The sequence below is a fragment of the Peribacillus sp. NPDC094092 genome (genome assembly GCF_050279365.1).
Lineage (GTDB): Bacteria > Bacillota > Bacilli > Bacillales > DSM-1321 > Peribacillus.
In genome coordinates this window covers 671,927-696,573 of record NZ_JBNNUC010000001.1, presented here as the reverse complement: position 1 = coordinate 696,573, position 24,647 = coordinate 671,927, and the positions used below count along the sequence as shown (strand labels likewise).

Below are 24,647 nucleotides of genomic sequence, written 5' to 3'. Positions count from 1 at the left end.
TTTATATGTACACGGGATTAATATTTTTTGGTTGGTTTGTCAGACATCCTTCTTTAAGATTCTAAAGATCTTTAAGGCTATTTGAATACGGAGCAGTTCTTCCGAATGTTTCAAGTCAGTGTTTAATATTTCCTTAATTCTCTCAATTCTATAGATAAGAGTGTTTCGATGAATAAACATTGCTTTGGAGGTTTCTGTTAAATTTAGATTATTAATAAAATAATTTTCTAACGTGGTCATATAACCTGTGCCATGTATTTTATCATGATCATAGATATTCCCAAGGCATTTTTCAAAGAAATCTTCCAATGCAGCATCCTTAATATTTGAATTCAAAAGGTGGTAAACAGAATAATCCTCAAAATGAGAGACTTCATTTTTTTCATTAACCTGCTGCATCAATCGAATTACTTCATTAGCCTCTGTAAAACTTTTGTGCAGTGACTTTATTGTTTTGTACTGTTTACCTATACCAATTAAAAAAGATGTTTCTTTAACATTTCTAACAAGTGAATCATGTAATTCGTTTGCAAATAGCTTTGCTTCACCTATAGAAAGCGACGGCCTATCCTCATTTTTTCCAATCAAAATAATAATTCGATTATTTCTATGAAAGCACGTGAATTCTCCATTAGCCTTATACGAAGAGTCATAAATGATATCCTCACATTTTTTTGCTGTGTTGTCCATTCTATATTTCCCAACGATCATGTCTTCATTTTTATTAACTTCTTTTGGTTCGATATGAATGACTATACTGTAATACATATAATTTGGATTTAATCCATGCAAATCACAAAGAGTTTGAAGGGTATCATCTGATGTGATTTTTCCAGAAATCAGATCATCAAAGAAGTCATTTTTGATTCTCAATTTAACTTCTTCAATTTCCTTCGCTTTGATCATTTCCAGTGCCATTATAGTGGAAGCCTGCTCTAAAATAATGTAATCAAATTCATTCAGTTCACGGACAGTTTGCCATACCACTATATAACCATAAATATCTTTAGATACGACAATAGGCAGGATTCTGCTTTTTATTTCTATTCCATCTAAATGATGGATCCTTTTGATTGACCTCTTCATTTCACTTAAAGTTTGAGGAATGGATTCAATGAACTCCCTCTTAAAAACAGTCCTGTTTTTTATTAAATCAAGGCAGTATTCAAGAGGGAACTTGTTTTCCATATGTTCTGTGTAGTGTAATAATTTCCAATCCTTATCAACGATAATGATTGGATTATTAATTGTTCCAGATAACATGGAAGATATTCTTTCAATTCCTCCGCCTTCAAGTGTAATTCTAAAAAATAGATTATGCATGTCTAGGGTTTTTCTATTTAATAAATCGTATCTTCCTGATGCTTTTTCATTAATTATTGATATTACTTTTGATAGTGTGTAACTAAATGGCAGCTCTAACAGTGGCAAACCATATTTGTTTGCTTGATCAATCATATTTTGCGGAAGTTTATCAAAGTATCGTTTCATTTTAATGACAAGCCCAGCACAGTTAATTTCTGAAATCTCCTGGATAATTCTGTTTTGGAGTTCTTCATTATCTTTATATATATAACCTGTTGATAGCAGTAGTTCATTTGGAGAAAGCCAGTCAAAGGCATCAGGATTTTCAATAATATTTACGATGGAAATTTCATTGTTTAGGCCATTTTCTCCAGCTACGATCTTTAGACCATCGATGGCCTTTATCTCCAATAAGTCTTTAACTGTTAGCAATCCTTTCTCACTCCTAGTCATAATTTAAACACAATTATTCGTATAAGATGCACAAATGATATGATAGCTTTTTAGTTTGATTAAACGATGACCCTTTTATGCATTATAACTAAAATGAACATGGAAGGATTGTTATTTCTATAGAAAGTGGAAAATTTTGTTTGTATGAGTAACCATTGGAAGTGTGGTGATAATAAGTTCTTCATAACTTTAAGAAAGAATTAGATTGGTTACAATTTAATTCTTATTATACAAAAAATACTTTCCTATACCCATTATTATTGTGTGAAATTCATGCAATAAATCAATCTAATGAAATATTTTCAGAAAAAGATATTTTGATAGTGGAAATTAGGCGTTGAATTTTTATTATTCACATAAAAAAAGGGGATATTTTATTTCTGTATCCAAATCAAGTCTTGTTCAGATCCTTTTAAGCATTAGGGGTGACTCTTGTGGAATTTGCAATATCCGGCGATTATCATTTCATTCAGCGAATTAAACATTCAAAGCTAAGTGGCTATGTTCATAGTACATTTAAAAGGACATTCAATATTCAATGTTTAGAGAGTGGTGAATTATATACCATTGCATGCAGGGAAATGGATAATGGACCCAATACACTTATTATAGATGTGATTAGTTTTGAAAGAATGGATATAAAAGTAAATGATATCGTGCATGTTGAAAATAGAATTTTATTGGTTAAAGACAAAATAGTTATAACCATTGATAAAGCTGAAATTTGGGATTGTGTATTACCGTTATATCCTAGAGAGACGGACAATTTAAAAATAAATTTAGCGAAAATGAAGCATTACATAGACATATTTGGCAAGGGCGGAGGAATTAAAAGAAATGAAATTTCCAAAGGCCCATATGAAGATGAAATATTTAAAATTCTTACTGAACGAACGAACTTGCTTTTAAATGAGCTGAATAATAAAGAAATGTCCAATCCAATACAACATGCAGTTTCACTAATAGGTCTTGGACCAGGGTTAACTCCATCTGGTGATGATTTTCTTGTTGGATTATTTACTATTTTGAATATCAGAAATAGTCCTTGCTTTTCACATCAATCATTTTGTGAAGACGTGGTAAAAATGGCGAAAACCTTAACGAATGATATAAGCTATATGGCCTTGAAAAAAGCATCCATTGGAAAAGTAAGAGAGTCTATCATTTATTTAGTAGAGTCTTTGTTAAATAGAAAAGAAGAGGATTTACTTTTTTCTCTAAATGAAGTATTAAAAATCGGCTCCTCATCAGGGACAGATTTAGCTCTAGGAATTGTCTCAGGATTGGAAGCCAATTTAAATTGGGAGGTAAATTATGCGAATAAAGACTTTGATTAAGCCAAACACATATTTCGATTCCGTTTCGTTAATGTCTCTATCAACAAAAGCGAATCAAGTTGAAGGTGTAGAGCAGGCCATTATCGCAATGGGGACTGAAATGAATAAAGAAGTAATGAGAAACGTTGGTTTAATGACCTCGGAAGTGGAAGAGGCAAAAACAAGTGATTTGATTATCGTTGTGAAAACGACAACTGATGAAGCGGGTGAAAACGCTTTCGCAAATATTGAAGATTTATTTACGAAAAAGAATTCTTCAAAAGGGAAGGGTGAGGTTATCTATTCAACGATTCCTTCCGCTGCAAAGAATATTCCGGAATCAAATCTAGCGGTCATTGCAGTAAATGGAGCCTATGCACCTAGAGAAGCGAGAAAAGCTCTAGAAAATAATCTCCATGTCATGCTATTTAGCGACAATGTAAGCATTGAAGATGAAATTGAATTAAAGAAATTGGCTCATGAAAAAGGCTTGTTAATGATGGGTCCTGATTGTGGAACAGCCATTATTGGCAATGTTGCGTTATGCTTTGCCAATGCAGTGAGAAAAGGTAACATCGGCATCGTTGGAGCATCAGGAACTGGAAGCCAAGAAGTCAGTGTCCGCATTCATGAATTCGGAGGTGGAATTTCGCAGCTGATCGGAATAGGCGGCAGAGATCTTAGTGAAGAAGTTGGCGGAATCATGATGCAAGATGGCATCATGGCACTCGAGGAAGATGAAGCTACAAAGGTTATCGTGCTAGTTTCCAAACCACCGGCATCGACTGTCGAAGAGAAAGTGCTTGCTCAAATAAAACAATGTAAAAAACTTGTTGTTGTTTGGTTTGTTGGTGGGGATGAAGAAAAAGTATTAGAAGCTGGCGGCCATTTTGCAAAAATGTCAAAAGAGGCGGCTCTAAAAGCAGTGCTATTAGCTGGTGCAGATGAAAGCAAGTTAAATAAACGTGCATTAAACATTCCGTTAATTGAAGAAGTCCGTACAAAATTAAAGCCTGAACAAAAATATATTCGCGGATTATTTAGCGGCGGTACACTTTGTGATGAAGCAATGCATGCAGCATTGGATAAATTCGAAAAAATTTACAGCAATATTCAAAGAGATCCTGAATATCGCTTAAAAGATATAAATGTCAGCCAAGAGCATACATTTATTGATTTCGGTGATGATGAATTTACACAAGGTAAACCACACCCAATGATTGATCCGTCTACCCGGATTGCTAGATTTATAAAAGAGGCAAAGGATCCGTCCGTTGGTGTCATCGTAATGGATTTTGTTTTAGGATATGGAGCTCATGAGGATCCGGTAGGTGCAATGCTTCCTGCCATCATTGAAGCTAAGCAATTGGCTGAAGAAGAAGGAAGGCATTTAGAAATTATCGGATATGTCCTTGGAACAGAATTAGATAGCCAAGATATTGAGGATCAAGTGAATAAATTATTAGCTGCAGGTGTTACACATGCCAGCAGCAGTCAAAATGCTGGTCTTTTGGCTAGAGAGTTTGTAGTGAAAGGGGAATAGTCATGAGTAAAATCAATGAACTTTTTAATAGTAAACTTAATGTCATTAACGTAGGAATTGAGTCTTTTAAAGATGATTTGTTAAAGCAAAATGCAAATGTAACTCATTTAGAGTGGTTTCCTCCTGGCGGGGGAAAATCGGAAATAATTGCTGCGCTAGATAAATTAGAAGATCCTGTAATGGCAGAAAAAATAGAAGTGGCAAACAAGGAAGCGGTAGAAAGAATCATTCAATCACAACCTGTATTAATTGGCTTTGATCAAGCAATTAACGTTGTTCCAGGTATGACAAAAAAAACGATCCTTCACGCGGGACCGCCTATCACTTGGGAAAAAATGAATGGTCCAATGAAGGGAGCGGTTACAGGGGCGCTCGTATTTGAAGGGTTAGCTAAGGACTTGGGGGAAGCAGCCGAACTTGCTGCATCTGGAGAAATTACTTTCGCACCATGTCATGAGCACAACTGTGTAGGTTCAATGGCAGGGGTCACTTCGGCTTCAATGTTCATGCACATTGTAGAGAACAAGACATATGGAAACATTGCATATACAAATTTAAGTGAGCAGCTTTCAAAAATCTTAAGGATGGGTGCAAATGATCAAAGCGTTATTGATCGATTGATTTGGATGCGCGATGTATTAGGTCCTATGTTAAGAGATGCAATGAAGCTTAATCCAAATGGAATTGATTTACGTTTAATGCTCGCACAAGCTCTTCATATGGGAGATGAGTGTCATAATAGGAACGTCGCGGGGACAACTCTTTTAATTCAAGCAATAACTCCGTATATTTTACAAACAGTTTTCACCACAGAGCAGAAGAAAAAGGTATTTGAATTTGTAGCTAGCAGTGACTATTTCTCTGGTCCAACTTGGATGGCTCTTGCAAAATGTGCACTTGATGCTGCACACGGTATTAAAAACAGTACGATTGTGACAACTATGGCCCGTAATGGAGTAGAATTTGGCATCCGTATAAGCGGCATAGGTGGGAACACATGGTTTACTGGGCCAGCACAAAAAGTAGTGGGACCCATGTTTGCAGGTTACAAACCAGAAGATTCTGGACTTGATATTGGAGATAGTGCGATTACTGAGACATATGGGATTGGCGGTTTTGCAATGGCAACAGCTCCGGCAATTATTGCACTTGTAGGAGGAACTATAGACGAAGCAATCAGCTACTCCACTAAAATGAAAGAAATCACAACAGCAGAGAATCCAAATGTAACGATTCCCTTGCTTGATTTCATGGGGATCCCAACAGGAATTGATGTTCGAAAAGTAATTCAAACAGGGACTATGCCAATTATCAATACGGCGATTGCACATAAAGAAGCTGGAATTGGAATGATTGGTGCGGGTATTACTCATCCTCCAGTTGAAGCATTTGAAAAAGCACTTCTTGCGCTTAGCGAAATCATTCAGTAAAGTGATCCAAATGAACCATATAGCTGTTCCTGGTACGGTCAGGACGAGCATAAAAAAATCCCTAATTTACATTATTACTCATTTTTTGGGATTAACCGAAATAAACCAAATGAAGAAAAATCTTCCTAAAATAAAAGAAAAGTAAACCCGAAATTGAAGGGTATATTTCTGTGAAAATTGTTTCTTCGCAGGATAAGTGGGCTAAGAATTTTTTCGGAAAAATGACATCGTGTAAAGGAGAGTACCATTATGGATGATCAATCCTTAAATATGAAACTAATTTATGCGAGTGAAAGAGGAGATATTGAAGAAATTGAACAGCTATTAACTAATGGCGCCAGCGTAGATTATAAAGATAAGGATGGACGTACGGCTTTAATGGCAGCGACACAAAAAAATCAAATTGCAACAGTAAAATTGTTGCTTGAAGCTGGTAGTGACGTAAACACGAGGGATATTACTCAATTAACTCCATTTATTTGCTCTGGAGCAAACGGGTTTTATGAAATAATAAACATGATGCTAAGGTTTGGTGCGGACATAAATATAGTCAATCGATTTGGCGGCACAGTATTATTACCATCTAGCGAAAAAGGATACTTAAAAACTGTCCAAATTTGTTTAAATGCTGGGGTTCCTGTAAATCATGTTAACAATTTAGGGTGGTCAGCCCTTCTCGAGGCAGTTATTTTGGGGAATGGAGGAAGATTATACTCTATCATCACAGAAATACTTGTTGAAGCTGGTGCAGATGTTCATTTGGCTGATCGAGTTGGTAAGTCATCCGTTCAGCATGCTAAAGAATTAAATCAGCAAAAGGTTTTAAAAATCCTAAACAAAGAATATCAAGAGTACAATGAACATACCAAAATAGCAAAAGCACTTTATAAAGGAGATCACTATGAACAGGCAATTACCGTGATCAATCAAGGCCTTGCAATCGATAATAATAATCTTGATTTTTATTTCATTAAAGGATTATGTTTGCAGGAATTAAAAAGGTATGAAGATGCACTTGGAGAATACAAAAAGGCATTGGCACTTAATCCGAATGACCTTGACTTTTATTTCTACACTGCTAATTGCTTAAGGCTGATGAAGAAGCCTGAAGAAGCTCTTGCTGAATATGAAAAGGCTTGTGAGTTGGATCATAGAGAGACGTTCTACCGATACCATAAATCAAATTACCTGAGAGAACTTGGCAGGCATGAAGAAGCTGTTATTGAAATGGATAAGCTTATAAAGCTTCAGCCCCATCGATACGATTTTTCATTTCATAAATCAAACAGCTTAAGGTCACTAGGCAAACATGAGGAAGCGATTAAAGCAATTGAGAATGCAATCGTAAATGACCCGACCAATCCTTTATATCAATTGCATAAAAATCAATCTCTTACATTACTTAAAAAAAACGCAAACAAATATAAGGTGGGGGAATAAGATAGTGGAGAAACTAGTCATAGTTGCTATCGGAGGAAACTCATTGGTAAGAGATAATGGACGTGACACGATTCAGGATCAATATGAATCTGTGTGCGAAACTGCAGTAAATATTGCAGATATGGTTCAAGAGGGCTACAACGTTGCCATTACTCATGGAAACGGACCACAGGTAGGGTTTGAACTTAGAAGATCTGAAATTGCGGATGAAGTAGCGGGAATGGCGCCAGTGCCGCTTGTAAATTGTGTAGCTGATACACAAGGCGGTATTGGATATCAAATCCATCAGGCTTTAATGAATGAATTTGCGAAAAGGGGCATTAACAAAAAAGTGGCTACCTTAATTACACAGGTAGAGGTCAGCATTGATGATCCAAATTTTAAGAATCCGACAAAACCTGTGGGGTCTTTCTTTACAAAAGAGCAAGCTGAAGAAATGAAAAATGAACACCCAGATTGGATTTTCGTTGAAGACTCTCAAAGAGGATATCGAAGAGTTGTTCCTTCACCTAAACCAATTGATATTGTTGAAAAAGAAGCCATTAAATCATTGATTGAAGTTGGCTATGTAGTTATCGCTGTGGGTGGCGGCGGAATACCGGTAATTAAAACTGGAGATAACACATACGCAGGTATAGACGCAGTTATTGATAAGGATTTTGCTACTTGTCTACTAGCTGAACAAATAAATGCAGAGACATTGATCATTACGACTGGTGTTTCAAAAGTTTTCATCAACTTTGGTAAGCCTAATCAGCAGGCACTTGAGAAAATTACCGTTGAGGAAACAAAACAATATGTCCTTGAAAGCCAATTCTCTCCTGGAAGTATGCTGCCAAAAATTGAGGCAAGCCTTAAATTTATAGAAAATAATGGTGCTAGAGTTATTATAACAAACCCAGAAAGCTTGAAGGATGCCATCAAAGAAAAAGCAGGAACCCATATTACTAGGATTGATAGTACCTGCACCACCGTAAACATGTAATATAGAAAATGAAGGCGCGTTTAAAAAATAATCAAGGCTGGGGATTGTGATGAGTGTGACTATTTATGGGAGCGTGTCCATAAGGTAAAAAAATCTTTTGTCATATATATAAAATTATAACCGGTGCTATATTGATAGCATCGGATTTTGACATTTCATAGATAAAGCAATAATGATTTTTAGGAAGTTGAATAAAGGAATTATTGAATAATGAAAAAACAATGTTATATACCATTTCAATGGTTTATCTATTTACTATCTAATCCGTTAGCTCTGCCAATTGATAATGAAATGTATTTTACCTTTCAGAAACTGAAATTACCGGCCTAATGCAAAGAACTTTTTTTATGGTTGGGTTAAGTTCTTTTATCCAAGCAAAATTTGGACACCATACCCAAGTGCAGATGGTCCTGCCGGTTCTTGGGTAATTTAATAGATATTTTATTGATGTCCACTAAACCCTTTATATATTTAGTTTCATTTTAAGAAATTCTATCACCTGATTTAGAGCATCTTGAACGACGGGGTTATGAAAATCCTTGTCAAAAAAATGCTCACCATTCGGAATCGTAATTAACTTCGTTTCTATCCCTTCTTTTATAAGGGCAGCTCGCATAAAAACCGATTGTTCATAGGGAACATCCATATCGTTAGTTCCGTGCAATAACAATGTTGGCGGGTAGTCTATCGTAATATTATAAATGGGGCAAAGCTTAAGAATCCCCTCCCTATTTACTGATGGATCAATCCCTGTTACTGTTTCAATCCATTCACCTGTCTGTCTTGCATATAAATAGAGGAGAAAGCGCTGTTCAACAGTTCCATTTGTAATAATTTGATCAGAAATAAACTTCATGGCAATTCCTTTAGAGATATGGCTTTTCTGGCAATAGTAATTGCTCGGATCTGTTGCCCACTTTGCACTAATATCACCGTATCCATAAAAGGAGACAATTGCACACGGTTTTCGTTTGAATGTTCCTGTACAAAGTGCAAGAAAACCACCTGCAGAACTCCCCACTATCGCTATTCTTTTTGGGTTGATCGAAAAATGTTTAGGTCCTTCATTCTCTAACCAATCAAGTGCATCTTGGATGTCTTCAAGGATATCTGACAGTTTCGATTCAGGAGATAGCCGATAGTCGATAGAAAAAAGTGAAAAACCATTACTTGTATATAGGTTTATCATTTCTTCAGAGAGATCGTCTCTAGATCCCAAGAGCAGGCCGCCGCCATGAATATAGACGATAACCTGAGCATTATCGCAGTTAGAATCATAAAAATTGGCCTTAATTGAAAAGAGGCTATTTTTTTTATATATAACTGAATGTTTCATGATTGTATTACCGCCCGTCAGAGGAATAATTTTTAAGATAATTTTTGTACCCGTAATGATAAACAGTATACCAAAATGAACAGAGCAGATCATTAAATCCCCAGATAGTAACTGTCATTTTTTCGAACCGAAATTATTGTACATCATGCACAATTAAAACCGATTCTTTTTGTGATAGATATACGATGATGATTATTTAGAAATTACTTAATATTAAGATTATAGCTTTGAATATCAAGACAGGAGATACCTGCATGGATAGCAAGAATAGATATCAGATATTGTTTAACAAGATCAATCAATACAATTCGGGTGAAAAGGGCATTACAAGGATCGCCTATACAAATGAAGAGCAGACTTGTACACATGCTTTTATGCGTATGTGCAAAGCGGAAAATTTAGATATTCGAATGGACCAATGCGGGAACGTTATTGCCAGAAGAGAAGGAAGAATGAAAGAGCTACCGCCAGTTGTAATGGGCTCTCATTTGGATACCGTTTATCAGGGTGGAAAGTATGATGGTGTTGTTGGTGTTACAGCTGCACTTGAAGTAATCAAACGTCTAAATGAGAAACGCATTGTGACTGATCATCCTATTGAAATTATTTCATTTGCCTGTGAAGAATCAGCTCGTTTTGGTGTATCCACCGTTGGCAGTAAAGCGATGGCGGGACTAATAGAAAAGGAGAAATACAGACATTTAAAAGATCGTGATGGAATAACAATGGAAAAAGCGTTTTCCCTTTGTGCTTTTGATTTAAATAATATTGATGAAGCAAGTAGAGTAAACGAAAAGTTTAAAGCCTTTTTTGAATTACATGTTGAACAGGGACCGGTATTGAAAAACAATAATAAAAAGATTGGGATTGTCACTGGTATCGCTGCACCCGTAAGATTTCATGTGAAAATTATCGGGAAAGCTTCACATTCTGGAACGACCCCTATGAATATGAGAAAAGACGCTCTTCTTGGTGCTGCTGAGATTATTGTGGAGATTGAGAAGGCGGCAAAATGTGAACTGGAATATGAAACAGTAGCTACTGTCGGTGTTATAGACATTCACTCTGGGGCAATGAACGTAGTACCTGGTGAGGTGGAAATTAAAATCGACATACGGTCTACTTCCATAGAGTCAAGACAGCGGGTGGTAACACATTTATTCGATACAATATTACTCGTAAAAAGGAATCGACAGGTTGAGATTGTTAGTGAAGAAATCAGTTCAGAGAAACCAGTCCTTCTTTCAAAAGAGCTGAGTATTTCTCTTGAAAATATTTGTAAAAAGAAATACCTTTCTTATCAATTTATGCAAAGCGGAGCTGGGCATGATGCTATGAACATGGCAAAACTTTGCCCTGTTGGACTTATTTTTGTCCCTTCAGAAGACGGACTTAGTCACCATCCCAACGAGTTTACTGAACTTGATGATATTTTAAATGGAATTGATGTTTTAGAGGAGGCGGTTCTTCTCTATTCAAAATTAGTATAAACCACTAAAAACACCAACGTTAGCGATGTTGAAAGTAACGACTAACTGTTTTTTTTATCAATTAAAAAGAAGTTGTTAATGCATGATTATAGTTATATGAAGTATAAAATCCTTCATGATAGAAGGATTTTACACTTGATTAAGTAGAAGTTGCCTAAACTTTCCCTTGTCAGAGGAATTACTGGAGGTGTACCCCTTTCTCATTTTCGTTTTTGCAAGGAGAGCAAAAAGAATAGATGTTTTATTGAGAAGAAGGAGAGTAAAAAATGAGCTCAACTTTTTGGCTAACAAACGCTTTATTAGAAAGTGGTTACCAACTTGACAATGGCGTCATAACAGGTACAAAGACAGAGTGTTCCCATTTATTGATTAAGGATGGGAAAATAGCAGAGATTGTATCTTCTATTGAAACCTTTACAGACAATTTACCAAAAAAAGATGCGAAACGGTTGTTGGTTCTTCCTTCTTTTATAGAAAAACATTGTCATCTCGACAAGACCTATCTTGGAGAGCCATGGCGGGCGGTGATTCCGGCCGATACTGTCGTGGATTGTAGCGAAATGGAAAAACGCATCCTGCATTCTCTGCCGACAACCACCAAGGAGCGGGCGGAAACGATGCTGGGAATCTTGGTCGGTAACGGCTCCACTCATGTACGGACGCATGTGGATCTTTATCCGGAGATCGGACTTCGAAATTTGGAAGCAGTAAAGCAAGCGTTAGATCGCTTTTCTGGAAAACTTACTCATGAGATTGTAGCTTTTCCGCAGCACGGACTCTTGCGTTCTCAATCGAAATCTCTTATTCGTGAAGCCCTCCGACAGGGAGCTGATTTGGTAGGAGGAGTTGATCCGGCAACAGTGGATGGCGATATTGAAGCGTCTTTGGTTGAGATGATGGACCTGGCAGTTGAAGCAAACGTAGGGGTCGATTTGCATCTCCATGATGAAGATTATTTAGGCATCTTTACCATGAATCGATTGGCAGCGCTTACAGTCGAAGCAGGCTGGCAGGGACGGGTGGCAATCAGTCATGCATTCGCACTTGGCGAAATTCCTGACGAAGAAGCCAGGGAAGTTGCGTCTATGCTGGCGGAAGCGGGTATTACGATTGTTACCGCTTTGCAGCACAGTGAAACTATGCCACCGATCCAGATTTTGCAGGAAAATGGAGTAACGGTTGCGGTAGGCTGCGATAATATTTTTGATTCCTGGAGACCGTTTGGCAATGGAGATGTATTGGAACGGGCGTGCCGATTAACGGAACGATTCAATCTGAGAAACGAATATTCGTTGAGTCAAGCACTTGGTACGATCACCGGTGGGAAAACTCCGCTAGATAAAGCAGGAAAACGGGTATGGCCCCAACCGGGAGATGAAGCTAACATGATCCTGGTGGATGCTAGTTGCTCAGCGGAAGCCGTGGCTCGTCGTACCAAGAGGAAGGCGGTAATTTTTCGAGGAAATATAGTTGCAGGAGGATTGGAAAATGATTGATTTATTGCTGGTTCATGGTGTTGTGATCACAATGGATGAACAGAGGCGCATCCTAAAGGACGGGGCTGTTGCCATTCACAATGGACGAATTATAGAAGTTCAGGATACTGAGAAACTGTTAGGCAAATATGAAGCAAAAAAAGTCATCGACTGCAAGCATCATTGCGTTTTGCCAGGTTTTATCGACGCACACGGCCATGGAGGACATTCCATGTTCAAAACGGTCGCGATGGAGGATCCTAGCTTATGGATGCAAATTATGACCGAGACCTACAAGCATTATGTAACCGACGACTTCTGGTATTACGAAGGGAAACTGAGCGCGCTCGAACGTCTCCGGGCAGGCGTCACGACCGGCGTTTGTGTTCTGGGTTCCATGCCTCGATCGGATGAACCGATTTTTGCACTTAACCATGCGAAAGCCTATGCAGAAGTGGGTATACGAGAAATCGTCGCTACCGGTCCTTGCAATCCGCCTTGGCCACATCCGTTCAGCCGCTGGATTGACGGAAAGCGTGTGACTTATGAAGTTACCTATGAGGAAGTGCTGCATGGAGCGGAGGCTGTGATTGAAGCATTGAATCACTCCCATGATGATCGCATACGTACCTTTATTACCCCTTTTGTAATCGTTACTTCGGTCGACCCGTCATATCCGACACCTGCTGATATGCTGTACGGACTGACCGATCATGATCGCTATCAGGCTAAACGGATACGTGAGATTGCCCGTAAATATAACGCCCGTATTCATTCCGACGCTTTTGGAGGAATGATTCATCTGGCTTTTCAGGATAAAGAAAATGCACTATTAGGACCAGACGTGCACCTACAGCACTGCCGAGGCATTTCATTTGATGAGGCACGCATTCTTGCTGAAACTGGCACCAATGTTAGTACTTCAGCAAGCTTTGGGCAGGTAAATGCCCGAACACCGGTAACAGAGCTAATCGAGATGGGGGTAACTGTTGCCATTAGCACCGATGGTACCTCGCCGTGTACAAGCTTTGACATGTTCCAGGCCATGCGCAAAACGCAAATGTACCATCAAGCCGCATTAAAAGACGAATCTTATCTCCCTTCAGGCAAATTACTGGAAATGGTTACCATAGATGCAGCTCGGTGCGTGGGGTGGGCTGATGAACTGGGCTCACTCGAACCGGGAAAAAAGGCGGATATCATCACAGTAGACATGAATTCGCCGCATCTCGCTCCAGAGTTAATGTATGTCCATCGCCTTGTGCACCAAGCTGTGGCAAGCGATGTAGACAACGTGATTGTCAATGGCCGACTCGTGCTGGAGAACCGGCAAGTTCTTCATGTCGATGAAAAACAATCACTGGCCGAAGCACTCTCGGAAGCGGAACAAACAATCAAGAGGGCCGGTCTGGAAAAATATACGCAGCCGTCAAAATATTTCTGGGGTCATGCACGTGGATACAGTGAAGGAAAGCGGTATGAAAACTAATATGGACAAAGCATACTGGTTAGTTAATGTCCGTTTAGAAAGCGGCTATCGTTATGAAGAAGATCGGATAACAGGTACGGAGACGAAAATATACCATCTCAAAATCAAGGATGGACAAATTTTCCAGATTGTGTCGGCTGATATTCCTCTAAATGACGGACTGCAGCAGATGAATGCAAAGAGATTGCTGTTTTTACCTGCATTCCGCGATATGCACATTCACATTGATAAAACCTATTATAGCGGCCCCTGGAAAGCATGTTCTCCCTGTGACAGCCTAGCCTCCATTCTTAAAGAGGAAGAGGAGCTTTTGCCTAAACTTTTGCCCACTGCCCAATCGCGTGCAGAGAAACTGTTGGGTCTGCTCCTGTCGAACGGGACAACGAAGGTACGGACGCATTGCAACATCGACCCAATTATCGGGTTAAAAAATCTCGAAGCAACCCTGCAAGCAGTTGAAAACTATGCAGGTAAACAGACCCATGAAATCGTCGCCTTTCCTCAACACGGTATCTTGCGCAGTAACGTTGCAGGCTCCGTTCGTGAAGCGCTTCGCATGGGCGCAACACATATAGGAGGCGTTGATCCGGCTTCTATCGATCTCAACATTGAAAAATCCCTTAGCACTATCATGGAGTTAGCTGTAGAAGCAAACGTTGGTGTGGACATCCATATCCATGATCCAGGACACCTAGGAACCTTCACATTTAAACGGCTGGCAGCGTTGACCGAGGAGGCCAGGTGGCAGGGGCGCGTTACCATCAGTCATTGTTTTGGCCTGGCAGATGTGCCGCCACAGGAGCAAGCTGAATTGGCAGAGCTATTTGCATCCCTTGGCATCTCTATAACGACATATGTGCCGATTCACCGTACAACCATCCCAATTCCGTTGCTAAAAGAAAAAGGTGTGAGGGTATCGCTTGGAGATGACAGCATTACCGACCACTGGTCTGTATTTGGTCAAGGCGACAGCCTAGAACGTGCAGGTCGATTGGCAGAAAGATTTCGTTGGAGCCATGAGCGTGCATTAGCAGAAACACTTGGTTTTATCACAGGCGGAGTAATCCCGCTGAACAAAAAAGGGGAGCGGGTCTGGCCACAAGTGGGCAACGAAGCAAGCGGCGTATTGGTCGCTGCACACTGTTCGGCAGAGGCGGTAGCACGCCGTGCAAAGCGACATGCTGTTCTATTCAAAGGGAACGTGGTTTATGGATTAATTCCCTAAAAGTGTAAAAAATGTTTGCCGCCATCCCTTGAATCCGAAGGGATGGCTGAGGCAGGCAGTGAATTCTATGATAAAAGTTGAATGCAAAAGGAGGAATTATTCGAAATATGGCACATTTAAAGGTAAATCCGCATCCACAGGGAAATCCACAGACAAAAAAGAAAAAGACCAAGGAACTCAACGTATATGTTTTACTGTTAACGATTCTTGTAATCGCGGCATGCGCTACCTATCTCATTCCTGCCGGCGAGTATAACAAGTCGGAAGTAAATGGGCGCAATGTGGTAGTACCCGGTACTTATCATACGATTGAATCAACACCTATCAGTTTGATGGACCTCATCAGTTCGATTCATACAGGTTTGGAAGAAGCATCCCCTATTATATTTTTTGTTCTTATAATAGGCGGAACATTTGGCATTTTAATGTCTACTGGGGCTATTGATGCATTAATTTTTAATCTCTCCCGAAAACTGGCTCGTAAGGAAAAATGGTTGATTCCGGTCATGATGATGTTTTTTGCTTTGTGTGGCGCCATGATAGGCATGGCAGAAGAGACGCTTGCTTATATAGGCATTCTGATTCCGATTGCAATTGCTCTCGGTTTTGACGTCATTACAGGGACGGCTATCGTGTTGGTTGGCGCGTCCGTAGGGTTTACAACAGCTATTTTGAATCCGTTTACAGTAGGTATTGCACAGGGGATTGCCGAATTGCCTCCTTTCTCTGGAATCGCCTATCGAATCATCTTATTTATTGTCATGTACTTGGTATCAGTCTGGTATATTCAACGTTATGCAATGAAAGTAAAACGTGATCCATCATACGGTTTTTATGCAGAAGGAAAATTTGAAAAAACAACGGATGCGTCTAAGCTAAAGCTGGAAACCAGGCACAAGCTTGTTCTGTTTGCTTTTCTCCTTAATTTTGTAGTTCTTGTTTACGGTGTTATCAAGTATGAATGGTACATTACTGAAATTTCCGGTTTGTTTACTCTGCTTGGCATCGTGATTGCTTTTCTTGGAAAGCTCCCTGCCAATCAGACAGTCAGTGCATTCATGAAGGGTGCTGGGGGACTTTTGTCAGGTGCACTGATCATTGGAGTAGCCAGGGCAATTGTCGTCGTATTATCTGAAGGGCATATTATTGATACTTTTCTGTACCACGCTTCATCGTCAATTCAACAATTTCCGCCCATGTTAAGTGCGTTAGGCATGTATGTACTGCAAACCTTCCTTCACTTTATTGTTCCTTCCGGCAGCGGGCAAGCAGCGTTGACGATGCCGATTATGGCACCTCTTGCTGATCTAGTGGGTGTGACCCGGCAAACCGCTGTGCTGAGCTTCTCCATGGGGGATGGCATTGGGAATATCGTCTTTCCTACCAACGGAGTTCTGATGGCTGCGCTTGCAATTGCAGGAATCCCTTGGGTTCGATGGATCAAGTGGATATGGCCGCTAATTTTGATTCAATTCTGTATCGGTGCATTTTCTGTCATTTTGGCTCAAATCTTTAACTATGGTCCATTTTAAAGAGCGGGATACTGGGGTTCCTTCCATGATAGTCAAAATCATTTTCGGAACAATGCAAAGAAATTGATTTAATGCAGGCTTTTGCAAAAGTATTAGGTTTTGATACAAATGGACAAGCCCTTCTTAATGAGAACGGAACTCAGCAGTGTCCTAAAATTGGAGATCCTGCAAACCTTACTTACATTAGTTGAGGCATCCTGGTAAGCGGAAGCGGTTGCCAGAGTATCGAATCGTCATGCTTTTATCTAGAAAGGGAACATTGTAGCAGGTATTTTACCATTAACAGATTTCAACTTATTTTCTTGACAAAGATTTAACTTGATACGCTGGCACGACTAATTGAAAATCTTATGGCGTAACTGTAAACACATAGATAATTATCTAAAGATATAAGAAAGGATGAAGAAACGATGCAAAAGATTTATCTTCTTTTATTAATTCCTATTTTTTGCATATTCGGAACCCCAATATTTGCAAATAAGGTTACACCCTACATTTTAGGCTTACCCTTTTTCATGTTTTTTGCTTGTTTATCTGTATTGGTAACTTCTCTTACTCTACTTATCATCAATAAATTTGATAATGCAGCAAAGGAGGATTTAGAATAGTGATTTCTTTATTTATTATTGGACTATTTCTTTTATTCTCTCTATGGCTAGGCATTAAAGCTAGAAAAGGGAAAGATATGGATTTGGAACAATGGGCTGTCGGAGGACGTGGATTTGGAACTGTTTTTGTATTTTTATTATTGGCTGGAGAGACATATACGACGTTTACATTTTTAGGTGGTAGCGGTATGGCGTACGGTATTGGTGGCCCCGTTATGTTTATTCTTGTATATGGAGCACTGGGAAATATTATCGGTTATTGGGTGTTGCCTAGTATTTGGAAGTATGCAAAAGAAAACCGTTTAGTCTCACAAACAGACTATTTTGTAAGTAAATATAAGAGTAAAGGATTGGGCCTATTGGTAGCGGTTGTTTCGGTTGCTGCCATGATCCCGTATTTGATAATGCAGTTGAAAGGTCTCGGAATTATTGTATCGGAAGCTTCCTACGGCCGTATCTCTCCCAGTATATCCGTTTGGGTATCAATGGCCACTCTTGTTATCTATGTAATGATATCAGGCATTCACGGTTCAGCATGGACTGCCGTTATAAAGGACTTCATGATTTTGGGAGTTGTTGTATTTTTAGGTTTATATTTGCCACTCCATTACTTTGGAGGATTACAAGAAATGTTTCAAACTATTGAAAGCGCTAAACCGGGCTTTCTGGTTTTACCTTCCGAAGGAATGAGCTCCACTTGGTTTATTTCAACCACTGTTCTGCTTTCTTTAGGTTTCTATATGTATCCACACTCGTTTAGTGCTATTTATTCGTCTAAAGATGCGAATGCGGTACGTAAAAATGTCAGTATTCAGCCTTTATACTCATTAGTTTTAGTTTTTGTCTTCTTTGTGGGATTTGCAGCCATATTGAAAGTTCCTGGTTTAAAAGGGGAAAATGTTGATTTAGCATTGTTCCGATTATCTTTACAGACATTTGATCCTTGGGTAGTTGGTTTAATTGGAGCAGCTGGATTGTTAACAGCCCTAGTACCGGGATCAATGATGTTAATGGCCATTTCCACTTTAATTGCCAAGAATATTTATAAAGAGGTAGCCCCTTCTGCAGATAATCGTAAAGTAATGATGGTGGCAAGGTGGATCGTTCCTTTTATAGGGTTAGCTGCCGTATGGTTCACTCTTTACGGGACAAATACGATTGCTTCTCTAATCATCATAGGTTCTAGTTTAATCACTCAATTAATACCCTCTGTATTTTTGAGTTTGCCTAAAAAACCTTTACTTACAACACAAGGTTCATTTGCAGGAATTGTAACTGGCATAACAATCGTTTCCTATCTTACCTTTACAGGGACAACAATCGGATCACTATTTCCTTCTTTCCCTCAAGTATTGAAGGACATTAATATCGGATTAATTGCATTAATGATAAATGTGATTGTTTCACTAGCCGTTAGTCTTATTCAAAATAAAACGATGGACAATGCCAAACCAAGTGAAAAAAATTATCGAGTGTCTTAATGGAGCCATGTCAATTTGTATTAGTCAAGGTGGATTAGGGATACCGCCAGTGGACCAGAGACATTATTTCGAAGAAACGACTAGTCGAAGAATATACATCATATAGGTATCAGAATCCAACTAATAGTCAAATTCTTGTAACAAAAAAGGTTTCTTTCAAAGTGAAAATATCGATGTCCTAACTAAGGTATGCAAAATTAAAAGAGTTAATGAAATTGCATAGAGGGGTGATGGTGAGTGCTGTCTAAAAGATCATTAAATGGCCAATTAATCTTGTCATTTACGGTTGTTTTATCGCTTGCCATCCTTTTGTTTGGGGTAGTGCAGTTTTTGCAGGTTGCCTCATTAATAGATGAAAACAAGAACCAGCAGAAGCAGGCAACACAATATTTAACGGCGAATGTATTTAACTTTGTTGATAAGCATAAGAAGGTTGTTGAAACCATAGCCTTTTATATTACTAAGCAAGGTGAAATTAGTGATGCTGAAACTGAGAAGTTATTATTAGCTGTAAAGTCGCAAAATCCCGGTTTTTTGAACATGTATATTGCCGACTCTGATGGAACTGCCAGAGTGTTTTACCCGCTCTATAATGATAAGGGTGAAGCGAATGTAGGAGTCAATTTCCTTGACCGTGAATACTATAAAGAGCTGATGAAAAAAAAAGAAACCGTTATTTCTCCTGTTTTTAAAGGAAGAGGAGGGACGAAAAATCCTCTGGTTGCGATTGCTTCTCCTATTTTTAACAAAGAGGGCGAGTTTAGTGGGTACGTTCTAGGGGCGATTAATTTAAATGAATTTAGCAATGAGCTGTTAAATAAGAGTTATGGACAGCAAACATCTCCAGTCGTATTAGATCAGAATAATACGATTGTCGTTCATAAAAATGAAAAACTTAGGATAAATATGACCCAACTAACAAATAAGGACATTGGTATTCTAGCTTGTTCAAAAAATGATGGTTACTTTTATTCAAATCTAACAAAAATAAAAGAATATATTACCTATGCACAAATACCGGAGCTCAAATGGAAGGTTTGGATCAGCAGGCCTGCTGAGGAAGTAACGAATGAGTATTTAGCAACCTTGTTTAAAATGGGGACCCTTCTATTTATTGCAATCATTGTCATTGCCATCATCAGTTATTTTTTAGCCAATAATTTTGGAAATCAATTGAAGCAATTGGTTAAATATGTGCAGCAGACCGTTTTAGAGAATCATACAACTGACTCAAAGATGTATGAACAAATCATAAAAGGACCGCATGAGATTGCTGTTGTTGCCGAAAAGTTCCAAATTTTAGCCAATACGGTGCAACAAAAACGGAAACAATTGCTTGATCTAAATGAGGATTTGGAGAAACGGATTATTGAACGAACGAAAAGTCTGCAGAAATCAAACAATGAATTATTAGCCATCAATAAGTTTATCGGTTCCATTACGAAAACTGAAAATATAAGCCGTTTTATCCAAAGCTTTTTAAAGGAAATTGAGCCGATTATTCCATTTCCACTTCATTTTCTTTTTAAAACTCAGTCCGTTTCGGCTGAGAGGATCCTTCATGATATCAATATTAATGAATACTTGGCTACACAAACAAAAGGTGAAACATGGCATATTGAACCTATTTATTTAGATCAGGCTCAAAGTGGATTTTTAATCGTGGATCTAATGGAAAAGGAATCCATTTCAGAGGGAGACCAAAGATTTTTAAAAATGCTGGCGAACTCATTTAGTATTATGATCCATAACAAAGTGTTATTTGACCAGTATCGAATTAAGCATGCGGAATTGAATGCCGTTTTAGAGAGTATGTCAGAAGGAATTGTTCTCGTTAATAATGAGAATAAAGTGATTTATTTTAATAGCTTTATTACAAAATTGTTAGGGAAAGAGACAGCGGGACAGCACCCGTTTGCGGAAGAACATTTGCTAAGACTGATCGAGTCTCTTGGTGATTATAATGAGCAAGAATTTTCCGATTTTCTAGATGAAAGCAGTGACAATATGAAGTTCCGTTTAAGGCTCCCGAATAGAACTGAAAAAACTTACTTCATTTGGAAATTCAATGTTCAGCATGAAAATGAAAGATTTGGAAAGGGTTATGTGATTCGGGACATCACGACAGAGGATGAAATTGATTTTCTAAAAAGCAATCTTATTTCGATTGCTTCGCATGAATTTAAAACACCGATAACAACTATTAAAGGGAGTATTGAAACGCTTTTGCGTGCTGATGCCTCATGGGAGGAAGAGTTTAAAAGGGAATTGCTGGTGGGTGTACATGAGGATATTAATAGAATTCAAGAGTTAGTTAATGATTGGTTGGATATTTCGAAGATTGAATCGGGTTCGATGACATTAGTGAAAGAAAGTGTGTCGCTTCAGAGAATAATTAAGCAGGTGATAAATCAGATTCCGGAAGGCAGTGCTGATATTCAGTTTATAAAACCTGCTGTTGGGAAGGTGCCTATTGTATTTGTTGATAAAAGCAGGATTCGCCAAGTGCTGGTAAACTTGATGACCAATGCGATCCGCTATAATGATCAGGTCCATAAACAGATTGTGATTTCCTATTTTATTGAAAAAAACCAAGTCCATCTTTCTGTTAAAGACAATGGAATAGGAATCCAGGAGAGGTTTTATGAAAAGATATTTGATCGCTTCTACCAGGTGGAAAGTACAGCAACTAGAAGAACAGGTGGAACGGGCCTGGGGCTATCGATCTCGAAAGGAATTATTGAGGCCCATGCTGGTAAAATCTTTGTTGAGAGCGAGTTGGGCAAAGGGAGCACATTTACGATTACACTGCCGATTAAATAGAGTGGGAGGGGAAAGCTTGAAGCATAAAATGGTTATTGTGGATGATGAACCGAAAATTATTAGGTTTATTAAAGCAAATTTACTATCATTAGGCTATGAGGTGGAATCCTTTTTAAGTGGTACACAGTTATTGGAGAATTTTGACTTGCACCAGCCGGACTTAATTTTATTAGATGTGATGATGCCGGAAATTGATGGCTTTGAAGTTCTCGAGCGAATTAGAAAGTTTTCCGATACTCCTGTCATTCTTTTAACAGCCCGCAGTAATGCCCATGATAAAGTTTACGGATTAAACCTCGGAGCAGATGATTATTTAACAAAACCGTTCTCGCTTGAGGAATTATTTGCACGGGTTAATGCCGTTTTAAGAAGGACAAAACCAGGTGTTCAAGAGTTTTGCCTGCTCTCAGAGATTGTTTGTGAATCCTTAAAGATTAATCTTGGACAAAAGCGTGTCTGGATTGGGGACGAAGAATTAAAGGTGACCAATATTGAGTTTGCAATTTTGGAAATGTTAGCGGTTAATGTCGACAAAGTAGTCTCACATGAACAAATCTTGACTTATGTCTGGGGAGCAGAGTATCGGGATGATATTGAATATTTGAGGGTTGCGATTGCCAGAATCAGAAGGAAAATGAAAAATGGCGGGAATTTGGATAAGCTGATTGTGACGTATCCAGGTCTCGGTTATATGTTGAAATCAAAGCTAGAATAAAAGGGAAAGACTGTCTCGAGTGAGGCGGTTTTTTTTTTTTGATGATATTTAATGTTTTTTTAATGTTCTGCCGCTATTTTTAATTCGATTGTTATGCCCGGAATTGTATAGTTTGAGTGTAAATAAAACGCTTACAAAGGGAGGGGGTTATGGAAACGTTCATAAAGGTGACTAATCAGATTACATCCTTTTTTTCGGTTTTCTTACGGGATTGTCTTGGCTAGCAAAACCTCTTGGGCATTTTTGCTGAGTCGAATTTAACAGGCCTATCGTGGGCTAGAGTCCAGCAGCAATCTTTTTTGTATTTAATTCCGATACGTTGGAAAAAGAAAACGCCTGATTTTAACATTAGTCCCCATTGCCGTTTTATCAATTTCCTTTGTCTTTTTTTTGATAACAAAGCCGTATTAATTACTACTCTTATTGTTACGATTTTACGGAAAGCTGGCAAGGGATCCTGTGTTGATTTCACAGTTAGCGAATAACGTTTCCGAAAAATTCCACATGACGATGTTCAATATTAATAAATATTATCGGCATAGCTTTCTCCATCCTTGCATCCCTATATTGGCGGCTATTTGGCAGATCAAACGGGGAGCATGGTATCGGGTTTTATTTTAGCAATTTAATTTACCCTCTTCGTAACAGCGAAGGTGTTTACGATTGACAAGTCATTGGTCAGTAGCACAGCGCTTGTAAACAGATATATCACATGTTAGGAGGTAGTAATATGTCGCAAAGTGCATTAAAAACGAATGGCCAGACGGATACCAAAATAGGCATTCAGTATTGGTGGAAAATAGTTGCCGTTATGTTTTTAGGCTGGGTATTCATTTACGCAACCCGCACAATTTTAAACCCGGTCATGCCGAATATTGCGAACGAGTTTAGTTTAAGCAATGCACAGCTCGGTTTGATCAACAGTGTTTTCTTCCTTACCTATGCTTTTGCCCAGGTTCCATCGGGGTCGCTCGGAGACAAATTTGGCAGAAAGTATATCTTAGTTCCAGGTTTTATTCTATTCGGTCTTTTCACGGGTCTTACCGGGCTGGCAATGAGTTTTGCTTTTTTTATGTTTGCACGTGCGATCGCCGGCCTAGGTCAAGGAACATTCTACGGTCCATGTTACGCGATTGCTGCTGATTCCATTCCCCAGCAAAATCGCACTATGGGAACAGCTATTATTAATAGCGGTATGGCGATTGGAACTTCTTTGGGGTATATAACATCGAGTTACCTAACACTTGAGCGTGGAATAAGCTGGGAGATTCCTTTCTATATCATGACGATCCCAACCGTTCTTGTAGGGGTACTAATTTGGTTCACCGTTAAGGAAAAAAGACGGAAACTTGTTAACGAAACCTCTGTTGCTGCAAGTGTACCAGTAGAAAAGGTGAAAATCAGTGAGATTTTAAGGAATAGAAATATAATTTGCACGTTTATTATGGCGTTCTGTTCCTTATACGGCTTCTTTATGATTTTGACCTGGCTACCTCAATTTTTACAAACGGAACGCGGCTTTGCCGGTAGTGAAGTAGGCTTTATCTCTTCTTTAATTCCATGGGCATCAATTCCAGGTGCTTTGTTATTCGGTTATTTAACAGACAAAATTGGTAGAACAAAGCCGCTAATCTTTTTCTTAGTTCCATTAGCTGCGTTTTCGATCTTTGCCGTTGTTTACATTAAGAGCATTCCATTGATGGTCATTGCGCTTATCGTTTATGGATTGACCGGTAAATTGGCGCTTGATCCAGTGTTGATTTCATTCGTTTCGAAAAACGCTCCTCAGCAAGGGTACAGTACAGTATTCGGTTTGTTTAACTTTGTTGGAATGTCCTCTTCTATTTTAGCGCCATATATTACCGGATATTTAACCGACACAACAGGCAGCATGCAGACTGGATTCTTCTTAGCCATGATTCTATTGATAGTCGGTTTTGTCGCAATGCTGTTTGCGAAAGAAGAGCCCACCAAGAAAACGGCTGCGTAAATTGCTTCATC

The 24,647-nt window shown here is 38.8% G+C and carries 17 protein-coding genes and 1 pseudogene; 16 read left to right on the top strand and 2 right to left on the bottom strand.

The annotated features are described in order from the left end of the window. Nucleotides 1-39: 39 nt before the first annotated feature. Entirely contained in the window at nucleotides 40-1,737 is a 1,698-nt protein-coding gene (locus tag ACQKNS_RS03265) for a PucR family transcriptional regulator ligand-binding domain-containing protein (RefSeq protein ID WP_427641169.1), read from the bottom strand. Between the two features lie 455 nt (nucleotides 1,738-2,192). On the opposite strand from ACQKNS_RS03265, the gene ACQKNS_RS03260 reads away from it, so the two are divergent. The 6 genes and pseudogenes from ACQKNS_RS03260 to ACQKNS_RS03235 form a co-directional block, all read left to right on the top strand. Next, entirely contained in the window at nucleotides 2,193-3,095 is a 903-nt protein-coding gene (locus ACQKNS_RS03260; RefSeq protein ID WP_427641168.1) for a DUF2877 domain-containing protein, read from the top strand. Further along, nucleotides 3,073-4,617 (top strand): acyl-CoA synthetase FdrA, encoded by a 1,545-nt coding sequence (gene fdrA, locus ACQKNS_RS03255; RefSeq protein WP_427641166.1) that lies wholly within the window; start codon nucleotides 3,073-3,075, stop codon nucleotides 4,615-4,617. Before ACQKNS_RS03260 ends, fdrA begins: the two co-directional genes overlap by 23 nt. Before the next feature lie 2 nt (nucleotides 4,618-4,619). Beyond that, entirely contained in the window at nucleotides 4,620-6,047 is a 1,428-nt protein-coding gene (locus ACQKNS_RS03250) for a DUF1116 domain-containing protein (RefSeq protein WP_427641165.1), read from the top strand. 249 nt (nucleotides 6,048-6,296) lie between these two features. After that, entirely contained in the window at nucleotides 6,297-7,487 is a 1,191-nt protein-coding gene (locus ACQKNS_RS03245) for a tetratricopeptide repeat protein (protein WP_427641164.1), read from the top strand. A 4-nt stretch (nucleotides 7,488-7,491) separates the two neighbouring features. Further along, entirely contained in the window at nucleotides 7,492-8,472 is a 981-nt protein-coding gene (gene arcC, locus ACQKNS_RS03240; protein WP_427641163.1) for a carbamate kinase, read from the top strand. Between the two features lie 210 nt (nucleotides 8,473-8,682). Then, a pseudogene (locus ACQKNS_RS03235) lies at nucleotides 8,683-8,899 on the top strand (purine/pyrimidine permease); the annotation flags it as partial. Between the two features lie 36 nt (nucleotides 8,900-8,935). Here the strand turns inward: ACQKNS_RS03235 and ACQKNS_RS03230 are convergent. Next, nucleotides 8,936-9,808: an alpha/beta hydrolase gene (locus ACQKNS_RS03230; RefSeq protein ID WP_427641162.1), complete on the bottom strand. Its 873-nt coding sequence runs from the start codon at nucleotides 9,806-9,808 to the stop codon at nucleotides 8,936-8,938. Nucleotides 9,809-10,062: 254 nt separating this feature from the next. Here ACQKNS_RS03230 and ACQKNS_RS03225 point away from each other — a divergent pair, with 254 nt between their 5' ends. The 10 genes from ACQKNS_RS03225 to ACQKNS_RS03180 all read left to right on the top strand — a co-directional run bounded on the left by ACQKNS_RS03225 (nucleotide 10,063) and on the right by ACQKNS_RS03180 (nucleotide 24,636). Next, a complete protein-coding gene (locus tag ACQKNS_RS03225) occupies nucleotides 10,063-11,298 on the top strand; it encodes a M20 family metallo-hydrolase (RefSeq protein ID WP_427641161.1) in 1,236 nt (411 codons plus the stop codon). Nucleotides 11,299-11,564: 266 nt separating this feature from the next. Next, on the top strand, nucleotides 11,565-12,794 hold the full coding sequence (locus ACQKNS_RS03220; protein WP_427641160.1) for an amidohydrolase: 1,230 nt from the start codon (nucleotides 11,565-11,567) through the stop codon (nucleotides 12,792-12,794). Beyond that, a complete protein-coding gene (locus ACQKNS_RS03215; RefSeq protein ID WP_427641159.1) occupies nucleotides 12,787-14,262 on the top strand; it encodes an amidohydrolase family protein in 1,476 nt (491 codons plus the stop codon). The genes ACQKNS_RS03220 and ACQKNS_RS03215 overlap by 8 nt, the downstream gene beginning before the upstream one ends. A 1-nt stretch (nucleotide 14,263) precedes the next feature. After that, on the top strand, nucleotides 14,264-15,487 hold the full coding sequence (locus tag ACQKNS_RS03210; RefSeq protein WP_427642117.1) for an amidohydrolase family protein: 1,224 nt from the start codon (nucleotides 14,264-14,266) through the stop codon (nucleotides 15,485-15,487). Nucleotides 15,488-15,594: 107 nt separating this feature from the next. Next, nucleotides 15,595-17,019: a YfcC family protein gene (locus ACQKNS_RS03205; protein WP_427641158.1), complete on the top strand. Its 1,425-nt coding sequence runs from the start codon at nucleotides 15,595-15,597 to the stop codon at nucleotides 17,017-17,019. Nucleotides 17,020-17,429: 410 nt separating this feature from the next. Further along, entirely contained in the window at nucleotides 17,430-17,627 is a 198-nt protein-coding gene (locus ACQKNS_RS03200; RefSeq protein WP_427641157.1) for a DUF3311 domain-containing protein, read from the top strand. Next, complete coding sequence (locus ACQKNS_RS03195) at nucleotides 17,624-19,108, top strand: sodium:solute symporter family protein (protein ID WP_427642116.1); 1,485 nt, start codon at nucleotides 17,624-17,626, stop codon at nucleotides 19,106-19,108. The genes ACQKNS_RS03200 and ACQKNS_RS03195 overlap by 4 nt, the downstream gene beginning before the upstream one ends. Before the next feature lie 237 nt (nucleotides 19,109-19,345). Further along, the gene (locus ACQKNS_RS03190) at nucleotides 19,346-21,931 is read left to right on the top strand and encodes a sensor histidine kinase (RefSeq protein ID WP_427641156.1); all 2,586 of its coding nucleotides are present in this window, start codon (nucleotides 19,346-19,348) and stop codon (nucleotides 21,929-21,931) included. A 16-nt stretch (nucleotides 21,932-21,947) separates the two neighbouring features. Further along, nucleotides 21,948-22,646, top strand: coding sequence for a response regulator transcription factor (locus ACQKNS_RS03185; protein WP_427641155.1), 699 nt, complete (start codon nucleotides 21,948-21,950; stop codon nucleotides 22,644-22,646). 730 nt (nucleotides 22,647-23,376) lie between these two features. Next, nucleotides 23,377-24,636 (top strand): MFS transporter, encoded by a 1,260-nt coding sequence (locus ACQKNS_RS03180; protein ID WP_427641154.1) that lies wholly within the window; start codon nucleotides 23,377-23,379, stop codon nucleotides 24,634-24,636. Nucleotides 24,637-24,647 lie beyond the last annotated feature (11 nt).